This window comes from Natronincola peptidivorans, from assembly GCF_900111615.1.
Lineage (GTDB): Bacteria > Bacillota > Clostridia > Peptostreptococcales > Natronincolaceae > Natronincola_A > Natronincola_A peptidivorans.
In genome coordinates this window covers 29,711-49,213 of record NZ_FOHU01000012.1, presented here as the reverse complement: position 1 = coordinate 49,213, position 19,503 = coordinate 29,711, and the positions used below count along the sequence as shown (strand labels likewise).

At 33.7% G+C, this 19,503-nt stretch carries 20 protein-coding genes, 1 pseudogene and 2 other annotated features; of the genes and pseudogenes, 2 read left to right on the top strand and 19 right to left on the bottom strand.

Annotated features, from left to right (window positions below):
- Positions 1-28: 28 nt before the first annotated feature.
- From pheS to infC, 8 genes are all read right to left on the bottom strand, one after another.
- Positions 29-1,048: a phenylalanine--tRNA ligase subunit alpha gene (pheS, locus tag BMX10_RS12600; protein ID WP_090444770.1), complete on the bottom strand. Its 1,020-nt coding sequence runs from the start codon at positions 1,046-1,048 to the stop codon at positions 29-31.
- A gap of 57 nt (positions 1,049-1,105) precedes the next feature.
- Positions 1,106-1,325: a binding site (T-box leader), on the bottom strand.
- Positions 1,315-1,428, bottom strand: coding sequence for a YqzL family protein (locus tag BMX10_RS12595; RefSeq protein ID WP_090444767.1), 114 nt, complete (start codon positions 1,426-1,428; stop codon positions 1,315-1,317). Its footprint overlaps the feature before it by 11 nt.
- Before the next feature lie 105 nt (positions 1,429-1,533).
- Positions 1,534-2,346: a TrmH family RNA methyltransferase gene (locus BMX10_RS12590; protein ID WP_090444764.1), complete on the bottom strand. Its 813-nt coding sequence runs from the start codon at positions 2,344-2,346 to the stop codon at positions 1,534-1,536.
- A gap of 38 nt (positions 2,347-2,384) precedes the next feature.
- Positions 2,385-3,029 (bottom strand): potassium channel family protein, encoded by a 645-nt coding sequence (locus BMX10_RS12585; protein ID WP_090444761.1) that lies wholly within the window; start codon positions 3,027-3,029, stop codon positions 2,385-2,387.
- 12 nt (positions 3,030-3,041) lie between these two features.
- Positions 3,042-4,391 (bottom strand): TrkH family potassium uptake protein, encoded by a 1,350-nt coding sequence (locus tag BMX10_RS12580; protein ID WP_090444758.1) that lies wholly within the window; start codon positions 4,389-4,391, stop codon positions 3,042-3,044.
- A 183-nt stretch (positions 4,392-4,574) separates the two neighbouring features.
- Positions 4,575-4,934, bottom strand: coding sequence for a 50S ribosomal protein L20 (gene rplT / locus BMX10_RS12575; RefSeq protein WP_090444755.1), 360 nt, complete (start codon positions 4,932-4,934; stop codon positions 4,575-4,577).
- 28 nt (positions 4,935-4,962) lie between these two features.
- Positions 4,963-5,154: a 50S ribosomal protein L35 gene (rpmI, locus tag BMX10_RS12570; protein WP_090444752.1), complete on the bottom strand. Its 192-nt coding sequence runs from the start codon at positions 5,152-5,154 to the stop codon at positions 4,963-4,965.
- Between the two features lie 20 nt (positions 5,155-5,174).
- Complete coding sequence (gene infC, locus BMX10_RS12565) at positions 5,175-5,669, bottom strand: translation initiation factor IF-3 (protein ID WP_456298993.1); 495 nt, start codon at positions 5,667-5,669, stop codon at positions 5,175-5,177.
- 390 nt (positions 5,670-6,059) lie between these two features.
- Here infC and BMX10_RS12560 point away from each other — a divergent pair, with 390 nt between their 5' ends.
- Positions 6,060-7,655, top strand: a complete 1,596-nt coding sequence (locus BMX10_RS12560; protein WP_090444746.1) for an ATP-dependent metallopeptidase FtsH/Yme1/Tma family protein — start codon at positions 6,060-6,062, stop codon at positions 7,653-7,655.
- A 45-nt stretch (positions 7,656-7,700) separates the two neighbouring features.
- Here the strand turns inward: BMX10_RS12560 and thrS are convergent, their stop codons facing one another.
- From thrS to BMX10_RS18600, 4 genes and pseudogenes are all read right to left on the bottom strand, one after another.
- The gene (gene thrS, locus BMX10_RS12555; protein ID WP_090444743.1) at positions 7,701-9,614 is read right to left on the bottom strand and encodes a threonine--tRNA ligase; all 1,914 of its coding nucleotides are present in this window, start codon (positions 9,612-9,614) and stop codon (positions 7,701-7,703) included.
- 46 nt (positions 9,615-9,660) lie between these two features.
- Positions 9,661-9,890, bottom strand: a binding site (T-box leader).
- A gap of 95 nt (positions 9,891-9,985) precedes the next feature.
- A complete protein-coding gene (locus tag BMX10_RS12550; RefSeq protein ID WP_090444740.1) occupies positions 9,986-10,591 on the bottom strand; it encodes a DUF445 domain-containing protein in 606 nt (201 codons plus the stop codon).
- Positions 10,592-10,704: 113 nt separating this feature from the next.
- Positions 10,705-11,616, bottom strand: coding sequence for a putative sporulation protein YtxC (gene ytxC, locus BMX10_RS12545; protein WP_170834814.1), 912 nt, complete (start codon positions 11,614-11,616; stop codon positions 10,705-10,707).
- 290 nt (positions 11,617-11,906) lie between these two features.
- Positions 11,907-12,172 (bottom strand): annotated as a pseudogene (locus tag BMX10_RS18600) (DUF6873 family GME fold protein).
- A 235-nt stretch (positions 12,173-12,407) separates the two neighbouring features.
- Between BMX10_RS18600 and BMX10_RS12540 the strand changes: the two are divergent.
- A complete protein-coding gene (locus BMX10_RS12540; RefSeq protein WP_090444734.1) occupies positions 12,408-12,824 on the top strand; it encodes an RrF2 family transcriptional regulator in 417 nt (138 codons plus the stop codon).
- 64 nt (positions 12,825-12,888) lie between these two features.
- Here the strand turns inward: BMX10_RS12540 and hcp are convergent, their stop codons facing one another.
- The 7 genes from hcp to BMX10_RS12505 form a co-directional block, all read right to left on the bottom strand.
- Positions 12,889-14,541 (bottom strand): hydroxylamine reductase, encoded by a 1,653-nt coding sequence (gene hcp / locus BMX10_RS12535; protein ID WP_090444731.1) that lies wholly within the window; start codon positions 14,539-14,541, stop codon positions 12,889-12,891.
- A gap of 434 nt (positions 14,542-14,975) precedes the next feature.
- The gene (eutH, locus tag BMX10_RS12530; RefSeq protein WP_090444728.1) at positions 14,976-16,079 is read right to left on the bottom strand and encodes an ethanolamine utilization protein EutH; all 1,104 of its coding nucleotides are present in this window, start codon (positions 16,077-16,079) and stop codon (positions 14,976-14,978) included.
- Between the two features lie 67 nt (positions 16,080-16,146).
- Complete coding sequence (locus BMX10_RS12525; RefSeq protein ID WP_090444725.1) at positions 16,147-16,422, bottom strand: hypothetical protein; 276 nt, start codon at positions 16,420-16,422, stop codon at positions 16,147-16,149.
- 199 nt (positions 16,423-16,621) lie between these two features.
- Positions 16,622-17,170 (bottom strand): BMC domain-containing protein, encoded by a 549-nt coding sequence (locus BMX10_RS12520; RefSeq protein WP_090444722.1) that lies wholly within the window; start codon positions 17,168-17,170, stop codon positions 16,622-16,624.
- The gene (locus tag BMX10_RS12515) at positions 17,164-18,513 is read right to left on the bottom strand and encodes a 4Fe-4S dicluster domain-containing protein (protein WP_090444719.1); all 1,350 of its coding nucleotides are present in this window, start codon (positions 18,511-18,513) and stop codon (positions 17,164-17,166) included. Before BMX10_RS12515 ends, BMX10_RS12520 begins: the two co-directional genes overlap by 7 nt.
- 20 nt (positions 18,514-18,533) lie before the next feature.
- Positions 18,534-18,806: a EutN/CcmL family microcompartment protein gene (locus tag BMX10_RS12510; RefSeq protein ID WP_090444716.1), complete on the bottom strand. Its 273-nt coding sequence runs from the start codon at positions 18,804-18,806 to the stop codon at positions 18,534-18,536.
- A gap of 24 nt (positions 18,807-18,830) precedes the next feature.
- On the bottom strand, positions 18,831-19,499 hold the full coding sequence (locus BMX10_RS12505) for a hypothetical protein (protein WP_090444713.1): 669 nt from the start codon (positions 19,497-19,499) through the stop codon (positions 18,831-18,833).
- Positions 19,500-19,503: the final 4 nt, after the last annotated feature.

Here is a 19,503-nt window from a genome sequence, read left to right as displayed (position 1 = left end):
CCTCCTTATTTTATCTTCATCACATCAGTTAAAATTGATTTAAGAAACGCATATCATTTTCAAAGAATAAACGTATGTCATCTATTCCATATTTTAGCATTACTAGTCTGTCAATTCCCATTCCAAAAGCAAACCCACTATAGATTTCTGGATCAATTCCGCAGTTTCTAAGGACATTTGGATGTACCATTCCCGCTCCTAACAATTCGATCCATCCTTCGCCTTTGCAAAACCCACATCCCTCGCCACCACATTTAAAACAGGATGCGTCTATTTCTGCACTTGGTTCTGTGAAGGGAAAATAATGAGGTCTGAACTTAATTTCTGTATGGCTCCCTAAAAACTCTTTAGCAAATACTTCTAAAGTACCTTTTAAATCTCCTAGGGTAATCCCTTTATCGACTACCAATCCTTCCAATTGGTGAAACATAGGAGAATGAGTAGCATCTGGTGTATCATTTCTGAAACATCTCCCTGGAGCAATTATCCTAATGGGAGGCTTTACTCTTTCCATTACCCTTACTTGTACAGGTGATGTTTGTGGTCTTAGGATAACATCCTTATTGATGTAGAAAGTATCAGAGATATCTCTAGAAGGATGATTTGCTGGGGCATTTAATGCATCAAAATTATAATATACTGTCTCCACTTCAGGCCCCTCTGCAACTTTAAAGCCCATCCCTATAAAAATGTTTTTTAACTCATCTAAGCCTTGTGTTAAAGGGTGTTTTTTCCCTATTTCTATTTTCTTGCCTGGCATGGTAATATCGATTGCTTCAGAGGCTAATTGTTGCTCTAGTGCCTTATTTTTTAAGACTTTTTTTGCTTCTTCAAGCAAAGTCTCCATGGTTTCCCTCACTTCATTAGCCATTTTGCCTATAATAGGTCTCTCTTCAGCTGCCAAGCTACCCATGCCTCTTAAAACTTCAGTTAATTCTCCTTTTTTTCCTAAATATTTCACTCTAGTTTTCTCTAATGCCTCCATGGAATCCGATGCAGAGATTTCTACTTTAGCATTGTCCTGTAATGCTTTTAGCTTGTTTTCCATAACAATACTCCTTCCTATTCAACATAATTAATAAAAATACAAAAACCCCCATCCCTAAAAAGGGACGAAGGTTTATTCCGCGGTACCACCCTAATAGCATATAATATATGCCACTCAAGAGACAATAACGGTGTCCAACCGATAAAGCCTACTATAACCTTCAGCTTTATTGCTCCAGAGGGAACTTCTGCTATACTTATTTGAAGTGCTTCCAGCCTATGGCATCTTCTCTCTGAAAAATAGTCTATAGCATACTTTTCTCTTTCTTAGCTATTACCATTGTATATTTCTTGATTAATTTCTAATTTCTTGTACATAATATAGGCTGTTATGGAGCCAGTTAGTTCAAATATTCTCCAAAATGCTTCTGCAATCCTCAACGAACCACACTCCTTCCCCTAAGCCATTCTTGTAGATTCATTATAGCATAGGTTGGTGAGGGAAACAAGGGGATTAAATAAATATATGTAAATTTTTTGAAATTTCTAAAGACTCATAAATCTTTTCTTTTCTATTGCTTTATAGATTAGTATAGCCGATGCAACAGAGGCATTTAAGGATTCCACCTTACCCAATATAGGTATTTTTATAGACATGTCTACTTTGGACAATAGACTTTGATCTATACCATTAGCTTCATTTCCAATAATGATGGCAATTTTTCCCTGATAATCTATATCTAGATAGGTATTATCTGTGTTTAGATTACTGGCTATTAGTTTAACTCCCTTTTTCTTTAAATAGTATATCCATTCCTGACTACCTTCCAACTGGATAATAGGCATATGAAATAAAGCTCCCATTGTAGCTCTAACAGTTTTCGTGTTATATGGATCCACACATCCTTTGGTTAAAATAACGGCATCAACACCAGCAGCTTCAGCTGTCCTTATGATGGTTCCCATGTTGCCAGGATCCTGAATTTCATTTAAAATAATATAGAAATCTTCATCTTTTATTGAAAGCTCTTGTAAGCTGGTGTTTTTTATATCAACAATCGCCATTATACCTTGAGGGTTTTCTGTATCAGACAGCTTCCGATATAGATCCTTAGATATCTCATATAATTTGTTGTTTCGCTTTAATTTCTCTAATAAATCACTTCCACCTTGCACATTTCTTAATTCTTCAGTATAAAGGACAAAAGCTATAGGAATATGATGTTTAAGACATTCTTCAATAATTCGAATCCCTTCAACAATACATTGATTATACATCCTTCTATTTTTCTTTGTATGCAAGCCCTTTACATGTTTTACTAGCTTGTTTTGTTGACTCGTAATGATCTCTCTTTCCATGGTTTTCACCTAGCTTTATCATAAACTATTATTCTTTTTTATTTTTGTAGCCTCTTTAAGTCATTGTTATGTCCAATTACTACTAACACGTCACCTCTGTGGACTACATCATTAGCTGTAGGAGATACATTAATATGATTTCCATGTTTGATTGCCATAATATTAATCCCATATCTTGAACGTATATTAAGGTCTAATAGTGTTTTTTCATGCCATTCATCTATAGTCGTTATCTCCATGATGCTATATTCCGGTGCAAGCTCTATATAGTCTAATATATTGGTGGCTACTAAGTTATGTGCAACCCTCATACCCATATCTCGTTCTGGGAAAACAACCCTATCAGCACCAATCTTATATAATACTTTAGCATGCAGCTCGCTTTGTGCCTTTGCTACTACATATTTCACCCCTAACTCCTTTACAATAAGAGTAGCCATTATTGAAGATTGGATATGAGAGCCTATAGTAATAACCGCCACATCAAAATTTCTCAAACCCAATGACCTTAAAGCATGCTCATCTGTAGCATCCACTTGTACAGCATGGGTTACTTTATCAGAAATATTCTGCACCGTTTCCTCATGTCCATCTATTGCTAGCACATCATGTCCTAATTTGTATAGGTTCTCAGCAACACTACTCCCAAAACGACCACATCCAATAACTACAAATTGTTTCATTTTTTCACCATCCTAACCTACCAATATTTTACCTTCGGGATATTTTATTATACCTTTATTCTTTTTCTGCTGTCTAGCCAATGCATATGCTATGGTTAAAGGCCCTACTCTACCAGCAAACATCATAAAAATCATAATAAGCCTTCCTATGGTACTTAATTCATCAGTAATACCTAGAGATAGTCCTACAGTTCCAAAGGCAGAGGTAGTCTCAAATAAAACTTCTTCAAAGGAAAAACCCGTTTCTGTTATCATTAGCAGCATAGTAATGATCATGATCAAGGTAATACCTATTACAGCTACTGTAATACCTCGATTAACAATATCTCTTGATACTTTTCTTTTAAAAAGTTCTGTATCTTCCTTACCTTTTATTACAGAAACAACAGTAAATAGAATGACTCCCAAAGTAGCAGTTTTAATTCCTCCTGCTGTTGATGCAGGTGATCCACCTATATACATCAACATTATCGTCAGCATTTTTGAGGCATTTGTCATTCCATCTAAGGGTATCGTATTAAACCCAGCAGTTCTTGGGGTCATGGACTGAAAAAAAGCAGCAAGCATTTTCCCACTAAAGCTTAAGTCTCCTAATGTTTCAGGATTGTTCCATTCCAACACTAAAAATGCTAAAAATCCTAAGCTTAGTAATAAGGCAGTAATAAACAGTACCATTTTTGTATGTAATCCTAATCGCTTGAAGCTTTTTTGATTAATAATATCAACGATAACAGAAAAACCTATCCCTCCAATAATCACTAGTCCCCATATTGCAAGGTTTACAATGGGGTCCGCTACATAGGGGGTAAGTCCTCTACCTTCTCCAATCAAGTCAAAACCAGCATTGCAAAAGGCGGAAATAGCATGGAATATTGAATAAGCTATGCCCTTACCCCACCCATAATCTGGTATGAATCTAAAGGATAACAGGAATGCACCTATACCTTGAATGATAAAGGTACCCAAGATAATGTATTGTGTAAATTTCACTATTCCTGCTAAAGTGTATTGATTAAGAGCTTCTTGCATGATTAGCCTTTCTTTTAAAGATATCTTTTTCCCCAAAAGCACAAAGAACATTGTTGCCATCGTCATAAAGCCTAGACCGCCAATTTGGATTAGAATTAAAATAACAGTCTTTCCAAATGTACTCCAATAGGTGCCTGTATCTACAACTACTAATCCGGTAACACATACGGCAGAGGTAGCTGTAAATAAAGCATCAATAAATCCTATGCTTTGCCCAGACTGTGAGGCTATAGGCAAGTTTAGTAAGGTAGTCCCTATTAAAATAACTATTAGAAAACCCATTACCAAAATCTGTGTTGGTGCTAGGTCAATATGACCTATTCTGTCCTTCATTTTGTAACACCGCCTAAACTATAATCTTAAAGATTCCATTCTATTATTATATTACTATTATCTAAATAATTCCATCTTCCTTTAATTATTTTCTTTTAGTATTTTTATATTAACAGCAAACTATCCTATCCTTTAAATAGTTATTAAAGAGAGTCCTCAGTTTAAAATGAGGACTCTTTTATATTAAGCGTTTATTTTTTCTTTTGCAACATTCACTAATTGAGCAAAGCCTTCTTTATCATAAATAGCCATTTCAGCTAGTACTTTTCTATTCATTTGAATACCTGCTGTTTTTAAACCATTCATAAATCTTGAGTAAGATAATCCATTCGCTCTAGCTGCAGCATTAATTCTAGTAATCCATAATTTTCTAAAGTCTCTTTTTCTTAGTTTTCGACCAACATAAGCATGCTTTAAAGCTTTCATAACAAATTGATTTGCTGGTCTAAATAACTTACTTCTCGCTCCTCTAAAACCCTTCGCAAGTTTAAGTATTTTCTTATGTTTCTTTTTGGCATTCACTGCCTTTTTCACTCTAGCCATTTATTAAAACCTCCTTTTACGATATCTACTATGCTAAAATTTGCGCTAATTTTTTTGCTTCACCTTTGAATACCAATCCTGCTTTTCTAAGATTTCTTTTTCTTTTAGCAGATTTCTTAGTTAAAATATGACTTTTAAAAGCTTTCATTCTTTTTATTTTTCCAGATTTTGTTTTTTTGAATCTCTTTGAAGCACCTCTGTGACTTTTCATTTTTGGCATCGTTATTTCCTCCTTCTAATCTATGCATTCTTGGGAGTCAAAACCATAATCATTTGTTTCCCTTCTAGCTTGGCGTGTTTTTCAACTTGACTTACTTCCACTAATAAATCTCTAAATTCATCAATAACTTTTTTCCCTAAGTTTATATTACTTAACTCTCTACCTCTAAAACGCAAAGTAACTTTAACTTTATCACCGTTTTTTAGGAATTTAATAGCTTGATTTGCCTTTACCATCAGGTCATGCTTTTCAATATTAGGGCTAAGTCTAACTTCTTTAATATTGACTACTTTTTGATTCTTCTTAGCTTCTTTCTCTTTTTTGGCTAATTCATACTTATATTTTCCATAATCCATAATCTTGCAAACAGGTGGCTTTGCTTGGGGCGCAATTTTCACTAAATCTAGGTTTTTAGTATTTGCTAGTTTCTGCGCTTCTTTTACTGCTATAATCCCCAATTGATCCCCATTAGCATCAATTAACCTAACTTCCTTATCCCTTATTTCCTCATTAATCTGAAGCTCGTTGATATCTCTAATAATCTGACACCTCCATTATATAATTTACATAAAAAAAACGAATAGTATAAACTATCCGCTTCAATTTTAATAACATAACTTCATCAATACATCTCTCAAAATGTCTGTTATTAACCTATATAGCCTTTGCTATAAGGTGAGAAGCGGAACCTTCTACTTTGTTTTCTACAATAGAATATCAATTTACTGGTGATTTGTCAAGGGTTTTGTTATAACAAATATTATCCTATATTTTTCTTAAATTTATTATTTGTTGATAATAGAAAAAATACAATTATTTTCCTTGGGTTTTCTTCATTCTCTTTCTCATTTTTATCTTTGGTTTTGGGTATGCTATTTTTAAAGACAGTATAAGGTGGTGATGTAATGAAGAAAAAAATAATATTCATGCTTTTCTTGATTTTTTTAGCATTAACAATCGTCTCTAGTTTTTCATTTTTGTCAGGAGGCGATATTAATAACCATTTTGCAAGTAGGGATCGTTTACTTCTCATAGGAGTAACCGTCTTCCTGTTTATTTATTATATTAAATTGGATAAACCATTTCAATATGCACATGCAACTATCAATGAAAAGAAAGAAGCCGAACAAAAATCGAATGAGATTTTTACTAAACCTAAAGTAACCTTTGAAGATGTAGCTGGTCTAGAAGAAGTAAAGGAAGAATTGATAGAAGTTATTGATTTTATCAATCAAGTAGAAAAATATCAAAAAATGGGTGCCAAAATTCCTAAGGGAATTTTATTTTATGGACCTCCGGGAACAGGTAAAACATTATTAGCTTCTGCTGTAGCAGGTGAAACAAAATCTTCTTTTTTTTCGGCAAGTGGCTCAGAGTTTGTAGAAAAATATGTTGGTGTTGGTGCAAAACGTGTCCGTACATTATTTGAAAAAGCCAAAAAGGAGTCTCCAAGTGTTATATTTATTGATGAAATTGATGCAATCGGTGCAAAGAGGCATCTGGATAGTAATAATGAAAAGGATCAAACCCTTAATCAACTACTAGTAGAATTAGATGGGTTCAATACTGATCAAACAGTAGTAGTAATAGGAGCAACAAATCGTTTAGACTTATTAGATGAAGCTTTACTTAGACCTGGACGTTTTGATAGACATATGTTTATAGGCAATCCAAATGTGAAGGCTAGAGAAGAAATATTGAGAGTGCATACCAAAAACAAGCCCTTAGCCTTGGATGTAAAAATCGAGGATTTAGCAAAAAAAACCCATGGCATGAGCGGTGCTCACTTATCTAATGTTGCTAATGAGGCTGCTATTATTGCTGTGAGAGAAAACCAAACAACCATCGCTATCAAACATTTTGAACAGGCCATCGAAAGAATTATTGCAGGGCTACAAGTTAAGAACCCTAGTGTTTTATTAAAGGAAAAACAAATTGTCTCCTACCACGAGGCCGGTCATGCGTTAATTGCCAAAATATTAAATACTGATATTGTTCAAAAAGTATCTATTATCCCTAGAGGTCAAGCCCTAGGATATGTTCTTCATATGCCACAAGAGGATAGGTACATTATGACAAGAGAAGAGCTCTGTAGTAAAATTATGGTCATGTTGGGAGGCAGAGCTGCTGAAGAATTAATTTTTGGTCACCTTTCTACTGGTGCAAGAGATGATTTGAAAAAAGTAATTGATATAACCATGCAAATGGTTTGCGAATATGGGATGAGCGATTTAGGATATATGTCTAATAATCCTACAATGATGCAGGTTTTGGGACAAGATATTAATAAAGAAATGAATAAGATTATTGATGATTGCTATGAAATAACTCAGCAGCATTTAAAAACTTACAAAAATCAGTTAGAGAAAGTTGCTGCCGCTTTGATGGACCGTGAGACATTAAATAATGACGAGCTAAGTGAATTATTAGGAGACTTTCTGGATGAAGCAAAGGATTCTCCAAAACCGTTGGACTCAGATAAAGAAATGGAAGCTGTATAAATATGACCCTAGATTGTAGAAACAATCTAGGGTCATATTATAAAACTATATGGTTTTCTTCTCTATGTCATTAATAATATTTTCAATAAAGGTATCTACCTCTACAGCTCCTAGCTCTCCTTTATCTCTAGATCTTACAGCCACTGCTTCTGCCTCTACTTCTTTATCTCCAACCACAAGCATATAAGGCACTCGAGATAACTGAGCTTCTCTAATTTTATATCCAATTTTCTCGTTTCTCATATCCACCTCTACTCTTAATCCCTTCTCCAGCATCTTATCCCTGATCTTTACTACATAATCATGATGGACATCAGTAATCGGTAGTATTTTTATTTGTATTGGAGCCAGCCATGTTGGAAACTTGCCTGCATAGTGCTCTATCAGGATCCCTATGAACCTTTCAATACTACCAAAGATGACCCTGTGAATCATGATGGGGCGATGTTTCTCTCCATCAGCTCCTATATAATGGATATCAAATCTTTGTGGCATTTGAAAGTCTAATTGAATAGTACCACATTGCCATGTCCTTCCAATACAATCCTCTAAATGGAAATCAATTTTAGGACCATAAAAGGCACCATCCCCTTCATTTATTTTGTACTTCAATCCTTTTTCTTCTAATGCTACTTTTAATGCATTGATAGCTAAATTCCATTCTTCATCGGTGCCCATAGAATCTTTTGGTCTTGTGGATAATTCAATATGATATTTGAACCCAAATATATTATAGAAGTAATCTACAAACTCAATAACCCCAATAATTTCATCTTTAATTTGTTCTGGTAGCATAAAGATATGAGCATCATCCTGTGTAAAGCATCTTACCCTCATTAAACCATGTAGTGCTCCAGATAACTCATGACGATGTACTAACCCAAGCTCGCCCATTCTTATTGGAAGATCTCTATAGCTATGCATTTTTCTTTTATACATTAATATAGATCCCGGACAATTCATTGGTTTAACTGCATAATCCTGTTCGTCTATATTTGTAAAATACATATTTTCTTTGTAATGATCCCAATGTCCAGATTTATGCCATAGGTCTTCATTAAGAATGATGGGAGTTCTAATTTCTTCATAATTTCTCTTTACATGTTCTGTTCTCCAAAATTGTTCCAATTGGTTTCTTAGGACCATACCCTTTGGATGAAAGAAAGGAAAACCGGGACCCTCCTCTTGCAGGCTAAATAAATCTAATTCCTTACCAATTTTTCTATGATCTCTCTTTTTAGCTTCTTCTAGTCTATGAAGGTATTCTTCTAAATCCTTTTTCTTTTCGAAGGAGGTTCCATAGATTCTTTGAAGCATTTTATTTTTTTCATCGCCTCGCCAATAAGCTCCTGCTATACTTAGCAGCTTAAAAGCTTTCATCTTATCAGTAGACATAGCATGGGGTCCAGCACAAAGGTCAACAAATTCTCCTTGTTTATAAAAAGAGATGACCTCGCCTTCTGGCAGATCTTCAATAAGCTCTATTTTATAGCTTTCATTCTGTTCCCTCATCAATTTGATAGCTTCATCCTTAGGTAGTTCAAACCTTTCTAAAGCCAATTTTTCTTTTACAATTTTCTGCATCTCTGCTTCAATCTTCTCTAAATCCTCTGGAGTAAATTTATGCTCAGAATCAAAATCATAATAAAACCCATTATCTATGGCTGGACCTATTGCTAACTTTGTATCAGGATATAATCTTTTTACTGCCTGCGCCATAATATGTGCACTTGTATGTCTTAAAAAATCTTTTCCTTCTTCATCTTCAAACCGTAAAATGTTTAGACTACAGTTTTCTTCGACTGTATAGCTTAAATCTACCAATCTATCATTTACTTCTGCTCCTATAGCTACACGAGCTAATCCTTCACTAATCTCCTTTGCGATATCATATATAGACGTCCCTTTATTTACTTCCTTTACTGTACCATCCTTCAATTGCACTTTTATCTTCTCCATTTTTCATCCTCCTTAATTATAAAAATAAAAAAACTCCCTCCTAAGACAATAGGACGAGAGAGATACTTACCCGCGGTTCCACCTAAATTGATTAAATCCACTTTATTAGACTATAACGTTGTCATCGGTTTTCCTTTCACTCATAAGTCAGCCATGAGTTAATTAGAAACAGCTGAAGGGTAGTTTTCAATTGACCATATACAAAAACACTTGCAGCCTAGGTGTTTTCTCTCTGGGTACTGGAATCAATTTACTCTTCCTCTTTATAGCTTTTTTCTTTTTTAAAATAATTATATTTTTCAAAAAAGTTTTTGTCAAGAGATTATAAATATTTTTTTCCAATCTATAGATATTTATTCCTATAGTTGGTCTTAAAATAATGCTATAATTAAGATTCCTTGTAATAATCCTATGATAAATCCCAGCACCGCTCCTAGTATTTCTATATGCTTTAATTCTTTTTTTGCTATACTAAGCACAACTGCTTCTAGTTTATCTAATGGAAATTCATTTATCTTTTCTTCAATCATTTGAGATAATTCAATAGTAGAGGTACCTTTTGTAATAATTGCCTCTAGAATTTCAGCAATTATTTTTTCTCCTTCTTGGTCAATAATATCTTCAATATAACTTTTTATCATTCCTTTAAAATGAGAAGGAATAATTCCTGGTAGTCTCTCACTAATAATCTTATTAATCTTATTTTTAATAACTAAAAATATTTCTTCCTTACTATGACTATTGATTAGCTTTGATGCAATATCTTCAATGGATAATAAATCGTTCTCAATAGTTTTGCCAATACTTACTGCTACCTCACTTCTTCTTTTAGGTATCAGCCCTTGTATTTTAATATTTAGAATGGAAATATAAATAGGGTCAAAGGGCCTAAATAATAGTTTTACCGCTAATAAATTTGTTACCCACCCAATTATTGCTCCGATAGCAGCTAGTATTAATATTGTTAGAAAATTCATCCCTTCACCTCTTACATAGATCTTTTAAAGAGAATTACATAAATGATTATACCATTTTGTCCATATATTGCAAATGAAAAGCAAAAACAACTCCCTATTGAGAGGGAGCTGTGTTATTCTTTTTCTGCTTGAACTTTTACTTTACACCAATCACAAGTGTCACACACCTTTACCCTATCTGCAAATACCCTGGATATAGTTTTAATCACCTCTGCATTACTATTTTTTGATACTCTATGAATAAACACTTTGTTAGGTGCTATAGTAATTAGTGAACTAATAAGTAAATCCTCATAATTTATATCTTTATCTGTCATTTCTGCAGCAATCATTTTTAAATACTCATTATTTACTATATTGCTGTACTGATCATAAAGCTTATATTTATTATCTTCTTCTATTACAATATGGATAACATCTATTTTTGCCTCTTGTATATCTACAAAATACTTTAAGAGCTTTATAAACTCGTTATATTCCTTATCCATTAATAAATCTTCTACCGCCCGCTCTACAATATCCTGTAATTCCAAAATATAATCTTTTAAACGAAAGGTGATAAAACCTTTAAGGTTTAATTCAGTATTTTCTTTAAAATAATCTACAAAACGCTGTATGATTGTAAACTTTCTTTGGTAAGATTCATTATTTTTATTCTTTATATCATTTTTGTCTTTTATTAAAAGCCCTTTGATATTATCTTGAATTTCCAATCGTTCCTTTACAGTGAAATAGTAATAATCGTATTCTATTATGCGATTAAATAATTCACTTTCTTGATAAAGCTTAATGTATTCATATAATGCATTAGCAACACAATATTTAAAAATATTAATAAAATCGTTAATTGGATAATTTTTTATACTTTCAGTTTTAATACTGTATTCCAGTATATAAAAAGGTTCATCTATGATAATTTTTTCATCTATTTCAACACCTTCATTTTTGAAGGACTGGATTTGCTTTTTTAATAAAAACTGTAGTTTATCAGGATTATTTTCAATAGCAATAGCCAATAAATTCATTATCATCACTCCTTTCTGCTGTACTAGTAGTATATGTTTAATTGTCTTTCATATTCTATGTCCTATATTACATATAATTCAAATTAATCCATTTCTAATAAAACAATTAATGTTCCTTAGTGCAGTAACGGTTTCTGACTTATGAGCTTTTAATTTTTATTGTAATTTTTAGAAAAAATGAAATTATTTTATAATCTTTATACTATTAAGAATTCCCCAAAATCCTAAGGTATTCTTATCTAGATACCCGCAACTGACTCCAATAAACCCACAATCTAACCCTGGTCAAACTATTTTCCGGTATTCATTAACAATGAATCAAATCCATACTTTATAGCTCCTTTATGTATACCTATATCAGAGGTAATTATAACATTGTTCCGTATTATTGCTTTAGAGCATCTAGAATACCCTTGCTTAGCATGTATTTTTTTGATCCTTTATTTTTATTATAATTTAGTAAAACCTTTTCAGTATATTTGAAATTATGTATTGTAAAATTCTTTACTCTACAAACATTATATGCCATGATCTCAGGGTAGTTCCTTTTAAGCAATGATGCTATTCAATTACATAAGACTCATTTCTCTAATATAGGTTTATAGTATTGGAGTAGGTTAGGTGCAACAACAATCTCTTTTCCTCCATCTTCAATTAAATTTCCTATATATTTTCTTGGTATATGGCCCAAATACTTTTTCACGAATAATGAAAGATTTTATGCTTTAGAAAAAGAAATCATTGACTTCCTAATACCCAAATACTAAAATTTATTTAAAGAGGTGATATAGTTGTCTGGTATAATTCATGTATCTGAAATGGTTTCTATTGCTTTCCATAGTATGATTGTTATTGCTGCAAAAAAGGATGTGGGATTATTAAACGTGAAGGAAATTGCAAAAATTATAGGTGCATCGGAATCACACTTATCTAAGGTGATGCAACGTCTTGTTAAGGCAAAATTTCTCCGATCCGTTCGTGGACCTAAAGGTGGTTTTGCGCTGATTAACTCCCCTGATCAAATTTCTTTATTAGATATATTTGAAGTAATAGAGGGTCCTTTTATAAACAATCAATGTCCTACCAGCTGCGATATTTGCTCCTTTAAGGCTTGTATTTTAGGAGGTGTCCCTGAAAAAATGAATAAAGAGTTTAAAGAATATCTAATGCAGCATAAATTAAGCGACCTCATCCCCTTATTAAAGTAGAAGTCGCTTAATATCCTTCCTTGATAATGCTGTTATATTCTAGTTCTGTTATTACATATAGTCATTATGCTGAAGCTGTTCCCATAAACTTTTCAATATCCTTATCCACTTCTGTAATTCCGCTGATTCCAAAATTCTCAACTAAGACTTTGGCTACATTAGGTGATAAGAAAGCCGGCAGTGTTGGGCCTAAATGTATATTCTTAACTCCTAAATATAGTAATGCTAATAACACTAATGCAGCTTTTTGTTCATACCATGCAATATTATAGGAAATTGGTAATTCATTTATATCTTCTAATTCAAATACTTCTTTTAATTTAAGGGCAATTACAGCTAGTGAATAAGAGTCATTACATTGACCAGCATCTAGAACTCTTGGTATTCCTCCTATATCTCCTAAATCAAGCTTGTTGTATCTATACTTTGCACATCCAGCCGTTAGGATTACAGTATCCTGTGGTAAATCCTTTGCAAATTCTGTATAGTAATCTCTGGATTTCATCCTGCCATCACATCCAGCCATTACAAAGAATCTTTTAATGGCTCCACTTTTTACTGCTTCAATAACTTTGTCTGCAAGGCTAAGTACAGTATTGTGAGCAAATCCTCCAATAATTTCACCTTTTTCTATTTCAACAGGAGGCTGACATTTTTTTGCATGCTCAATAATTGCTGTAAAATCCTTTTTGCCATCCTTTGTTTCAATATGTTTTACTCCTTCAAATCCTACTGTATTTGCTGTATATACTCTATCTTTATAGCTATCCTTAGGTGGTACTAAACAATTGGTTGTCATTAAAACTGGTCCATTGAAGAATTCAAATTCCTTATCTTGCTTCCACCATGCATTTCCATAGTTTCCAACAAAATGCTGATATTGCTTAAAGGCTGGATAATAATTGGCTGGTAGCATCTCACTATGGGTATATACGTCTACTCCTGTGCCTTCCGTTTGCTTTAATAATTCTTCCATATCCTTTAAATCATGGCCACTGATTAATATAGCTGGATTATTTTTAACCCCTATATTTACCTTTGTTATTTCAGGATTTCCGTAGGTTGTTGTATTGGCTTTGTCTAATAATGCCATTACATCTACTCCATATTTCCCCGTCTCCATGGTCAGTGCTACTAAATCATCAGCGCTTAGGTTGTCATCAGTTGTTGCTGCTAGAGCCTTTTGCATAAAATCAAAGATATCCTCTACTTTATATCCTAAAACATAAGCATGCTTAGCATAGGCAGCCATACCTTTGATTCCATATATAATAAGCTCTCTTAAGGATCTTACATCTTCATTCTCTGTAGAAAGAATACCAACCTCTAATGCTTTTGCAGCAAACTCACTTTGACCTTCTCCCTTCCATATAGCAGCATCATGCAGGTCAGCTTTCAATTCTCCGCCTGCTTGGAGGAACTGTTGTTTCATTTCATCTCTTAATGTTAAACCTTCTTTAATTTTATCAAGGAAATATTTTGCATCAAAATTGCCATTTGTAATAGTAGCAAATAGACTTTCCATAACGAATTTATCTACTGCCTCATTTCTAATTCCTAGTTTTTTTGCATCCTGACTGTAGATAGAGATACCCTTTAGAACATAAATTAGTAAATCCTGTAGGTTGGCTACATTGTCTGTTTTCCCACAGACTCCTCTAATGGTACAACCTGTTCCTTTAGCTGTTTCCTGACATTGATAACAAAACATACTCATTCTTACCCCTCCATTTTCCTATTTTTTTCTTTTTTTTGAAAATTAAGCCTTTATAAGTATTTTAGTATTTAAATACTTAAATGTCAATGCTATGGTATCGTGATTTTTGTCACAATCCACCTACAATGTTAATAATACCCACTATCGCTACTGTTAATCAGATATCTAATATAATAACTACTTGCAAACTATTCAAACAATACAAAACAACTAGAAATCCATTCTCTCTAGTTGTTTTGTAAATTGACACACGCTTTTAAAACTAAATTATAATATATACAGCCTAAGATTGTGCCAAAACCCTAGTATGCAATTGTAGTCTATTAATTAATTTAAATTTAGGAGCGTATTCTTTGTCACTCCTTTTGCTATTGTAACTACTGATGTTACCAATTAGCAAAATACTCAGTGGTTCATGCTGATTTTTAACTGATTTACACAACTGTATTTTTTTCTTCTATAACAGAGCTTTTGGGTGTAATCATAGATGCAAGTACTACTGCTGTAATACCACCCACTAGCTTACCTACCACCATAGGAAAAATCATTTCTCTGTTAACGCCCGCCGTAAACCCTAAATGGTCACCAAATACAAAGGCAGCGCTTACTGCAAAGGCTACATTGATTACTTTTCCTCTTTCATCCATGTCCTTCATTAAACCAAACATAGGGATATTATTAGCAAGGGTTGCTACCATTCCTGCTGCTGCTACATCTCCCATTCCTAAAAGTTTACCCATCTTCATCAACGGATTTTTAAATACCTTAGTAATAAAGTATACCATTGGGAATGCACCAATCAACATAATAGCAATTGCTCCTACAATTTCTATGCCATCCCAAACTGGTGCCATTCCTGGTATGATAACGATCCCTGTTAAGGTCTCTATGACAATTGCAGCTGTTCCTGCTGTAATGACAATAACTACCCCTGCACCAAATTTGGTAAATCCTCTAATCATTCTATCAGGAATTTTCCATAAGCCTAAGGATATGAGAAGGGATACAATAATAATAGGTACTAAGTTTTTGAAAATCATACCAATATCAAAACCTGCAGTTATACCTCCTGCCAAGCATCCAATAGGTATTGTAATCATACCTGCTAAAATACCTTTAGCTAAATATTTATGATCCTCTTTCCTAATAATACCTAGAGCAACTGGAATTGAGAATACAATTGTTGGTCCCATCATTGCTCCTAATATTAGTCCAGCAAACAAGCCAGCTTCCTCTGTTTGAGCTAGTTCCATTGCCAACGGGTAACCACCCATGTCGTTTGCTAATAAGGTTGTAGCAAACATGGAAGGGTCTGCTCCTAGTGCCGAGTAAATGGGTACTATAACAGGACTTAGTATTCTAGCTAAAACAGGTGCTAATGAAACTACACCTACCATAGCAATCGCAAGGGAACCCATGGCCATAAATCCTTCATCAAACTTTTCTCCATATCCATATTTGTTCCCAATGATTTTATCTATTGCCCCAATAATCATAAATATGACCATCATATACACAATAATTTCATTAATACTCATTTTCCTTCCTCCTTTTATCAAATATTTTATGTTAATTAAGATCTAGTCCCCTTCTTTATTCCATGTTTCATGATTGAATTATATCTACTACACTACATGTTATTTTCTTTATAATATCCTCTTCTGTTATTTCATAGCTGTTTTCTAATATCTCTGTAATTCTTGCAATTAGGTCATCTGACTCCTCTATTTTTTCTTTGCCATAAATAACCTTTATTCCCTTTTCATGTGCATAATCTCTAGCACCAGGCGAAACAATAACCTTGTCATTAATATAAAGTTTTTCTATTCCGTCGTTAAACATTTGTTCTACCATATTAATGGTGATAAGCTTCTTTCCCATTATTCCCCCCCTTTATCCTTCGATGTATTGCTAATGTTCCCGCTTTTAGTGAATCAACTAAGTAAGAAGCTAAAACTAAAACTTGAGTTGCTTACTTTTGGTTAATCTACTTATTCAAACGGGATATCAAGCATTACATGAAGTATCATGGCCTACTTTTTATTGAGCGTTAAATACCACTGAATTCAGTTTCATTAAATTACAATAGGTTATGGATGAGTTCAATTCTAGGAGATGGTATCACTACCTTATGTACCAGCATTCCATTGTCATATGCTACCTTGCCCCCAGCTTCAACAGCTTCATTCACTGCACTAATATCTCCTGTAAAGGTAATATAAGATTTACCTCCTACCCCAACACCTAGGCGTATTTCAATCAATTGAATTAATGCCGTTTTAACAGCTATATCGGCAGCCGTAATAGCTGATGCTATACTGAAGAACTCTAATACCCCCAAAGCATTTACTTCTTCTATTTGAGAAAGACCGTTAATTCCTTGGATAATTTGTGGGTGGATATTGGGTATGATAAGATCATCTACTACGAAAGAACTTCCATTATTTCTTCCTGTATCTATTGAGCTGTTTACTGCTGCTACATCTCCTGTAATCAATAGTATAAATTTACCTGGACACACAGGTTTAGAGAACAACAACTCTACATCTGCTGCTTTCATCATAAAATCTGTAACTTCTATTCCCTTCGCAATGCTGTTTAATTCTATTAGTCCTATTGCTTTTAGCATTCTACCACCCCACTTCTTTCATCTTCAATCACTATCTTATCTGTTACTTCAATAATTTTTCCTCTGATGCTGGCGTGAATGTAGGCACCTAATTCTCCTTCTTTCATTTTTCCTATTATATCCCCTGCTGCAACCACGTCTCCCACTTCGACTATTGGAGTTGCTTGTAGACCTATGTGTTGTTTCAATGGGATGCTTACTCTTTTTGCACTAACTTTTTTCAGTTCCGCTAGTTTTTGCCCTTCATACAAGTTTAGATTTAATCGTGAGATCAATCGATTAACTGGAATTTTTCTAAAATCCCTCATCATTGCAGGCTCTAAGCTATCATTATTTGCATTAAACTTTATTTTCTTTTTCTTTAATTCTTCCTTAAGATGTAGATTCATAAGACGAGGGGATAATCCCATGGGGCAAGCATATAATTCACAAATGCCACACTCACAGCATGTTAAAGCCTCTCTGAGAATTTTTTCTTCATTATGATTCATTGCAACTGTCCTCATTATTTTATGAGGTCTTAATGGATGCCCAATCAAAAATCTTGGACATAGCTCAGTACAAATTTCGCATTGAATACAAGCAGATTTTGCTTGATTAACAATATGCTTGATGGGAACACGATTTTTATTGACTATATTATGATTTGGGGGTAGGACAATAACTGATCCATCTGTCTTAGTAATAACTCTTTCTTGTAATTCTTCTTGATTTATTATTGTCCCCATCATGGGTCCTCCCATTATGACACAATAATCTGCTATTTTTGCTCCTCCTGCCTCCTCAATACATCGTTTCACAGATGTTCCCAATGGCACTTCCACTAAAGTAGGTCTATTAACCTCTCCAAGCATAGACAATATTTTGGATATTACTGGCTTTCCATCTATTGCTCTTACTACATTAACAATTGTTGAGACATTAGATACAATTGTATCTACCTGTAGGGGAATACCTCCTGGTGGAACAATTTTTCCTGTTGCCTCATAGACCAATACATGTTCATCTCCAGTAGGAAAAAAGCTATCCAAATAAAACAACTCAACCCTAGCCCTTAGATTATCTATAGCTTTTTTTAAGTTTTCTATTTCTTTTCTGTATTTCTTTTTTATAGCCAATATCTTTTTTTCTGCCCCCAAATGGTCTCCTATGATTTCTATTCCTTTAATTATATCTTCACTATATTTCTGCATAATATATTGATCGGTTTTAAGGAGAGGTTCACATTCTGCACCATTAGCAATAAAGATTTTCGCTTTGCAATCGAGTTTTTTATGGGTGGGAAATCCCGCTCCCCCAGCTCCTACAATACCAGCATTCCTTATGATTTCTAGTAACTCCACTCCCAACCCCTCCTATTACACTATTCTTTGTCTATCTCTACAGAATCAATAATTCCAACAATTGTTGCATCAATAGGTGCATTATCTTTTCCTAGTATTTTTCTTGCAGAGCTTCCCTTTGTTACTAAAACAATTTCTCCTATTCCTGCTCCTATTGTATCTACAGCTACAAAGGTAGGAAGCTCTTTATCATAATAATGATCCATTGGTTTAATAACTAAAAATTTCAAACCATTTAATGTGTCTTCTTTTCTCGTAGCCCAGACGTTCCCTACAATCCTACCAATAATCATCCTCCTCTTCCTTCCACTGCTTTATTATTTTTCTCTGAATATTGCTATCCTGTTTTGTTTTATATAGTCTTCTGCTAATGGTGTTATAATCGTTTTCTCTCTCAAGAAAATTTCTTCATATCCTTTACTATAGAACTCCTCTATGTCAGTCTCTGTAATGATTCTTTTATCTATGATGGTACTGGAATTATCGTTATTCATATCTTTCTGATGGTTATTGAGACTTTCATAAAAGTTGTCTTGGTCTACTATGTGAATTCCCAGCTCTTTAAGTTTTTTTTCGTAGCTCTCCATCATCTGATAATAACCTATATTGCTAGTTTTCTGATACTTTCTATAGTCAATTCCTTCTTTTAATACATATACTTTTACTCCTAATAAGATAGCTTCAGAAGTAATCTCACTTATATCACCGTTCCTTACACCTATTCCTATATTCACCATTTCTTTTATAGGTAGATAAGGTATTATAATGGCATCATAGTAGTTTATTGATTGCCCTTGATGATAGCTTTCTATCCCCTCTACCTGATAACGCCCTTTTATTGACTGAAAGTATCTTTCTTCTTCCTTACTATCTGTTTCTTCCAGTACCAATAGTTTTTTTAAGGGGGGTGGTGTATCATGGTTTGTTATTTCCATATGTTTAAGGACTTCTAATGTAATAGCCTTCACTAGCCTTTCTAGATCCATCACA

Bases quoted from the DNA above. Each gene is read 5' to 3' on its own strand.
- pheS (WP_090444770.1), bottom strand. From the start codon at position 1,048: ATGGAAAACAAGCTAAAAGCATTACAGGACAATGCTAAAGTAGAAATC.
- BMX10_RS12590 (WP_090444764.1), bottom strand. From the start codon at position 2,346: ATGGAAAGAGAGATCATTACGAGTCAACAAAACAAGCTAGTAAAACAT.
- BMX10_RS12585 (WP_090444761.1), bottom strand. From the start codon at position 3,029: ATGAAACAATTTGTAGTTATTGGATGTGGTCGTTTTGGGAGTAGTGTT.
- BMX10_RS12580 (WP_090444758.1), bottom strand. From the start codon at position 4,391: ATGAAGGACAGAATAGGTCATATTGACCTAGCACCAACACAGATTTTG.
- rplT (WP_090444755.1), bottom strand. From the start codon at position 4,934: ATGGCTAGAGTGAAAAAGGCAGTGAATGCCAAAAAGAAACATAAGAAA.
- rpmI (WP_090444752.1), bottom strand. From the start codon at position 5,154: ATGCCAAAAATGAAAAGTCACAGAGGTGCTTCAAAGAGATTCAAAAAA.
- BMX10_RS12560 (WP_090444746.1), top strand. From the start codon at position 6,060: ATGAAGAAAAAAATAATATTCATGCTTTTCTTGATTTTTTTAGCATTA.
- thrS (WP_090444743.1), bottom strand. From the start codon at position 9,614: ATGGAGAAGATAAAAGTGCAATTGAAGGATGGTACAGTAAAGGAAGTA.
- BMX10_RS12550 (WP_090444740.1), bottom strand. From the start codon at position 10,591: ATGAATTTTCTAACAATATTAATACTAGCTGCTATCGGAGCAATAATT.
- ytxC (WP_170834814.1), bottom strand. From the start codon at position 11,616: ATGAATTTATTGGCTATTGCTATTGAAAATAATCCTGATAAACTACAG.
- hcp (WP_090444731.1), bottom strand. From the start codon at position 14,541: ATGAGTATGTTTTGTTATCAATGTCAGGAAACAGCTAAAGGAACAGGT.
- eutH (WP_090444728.1), bottom strand. From the start codon at position 16,079: ATGAGTATTAATGAAATTATTGTGTATATGATGGTCATATTTATGATT.
- BMX10_RS12525 (WP_090444725.1), bottom strand. From the start codon at position 16,422: ATGGGAAAGAAGCTTATCACCATTAATATGGTAGAACAAATGTTTAAC.
- BMX10_RS12520 (WP_090444722.1), bottom strand. From the start codon at position 17,170: ATGCTAAAAGCAATAGGACTAATAGAATTAAACAGCATTGCGAAGGGA.
- BMX10_RS12510 (WP_090444716.1), bottom strand. From the start codon at position 18,806: ATGATTATTGGTAGGATTGTAGGGAACGTCTGGGCTACGAGAAAAGAA.
- BMX10_RS12505 (WP_090444713.1), bottom strand. From the start codon at position 19,499: ATGGATCTAGAAAGGCTAGTGAAGGCTATTACATTAGAAGTCCTTAAA.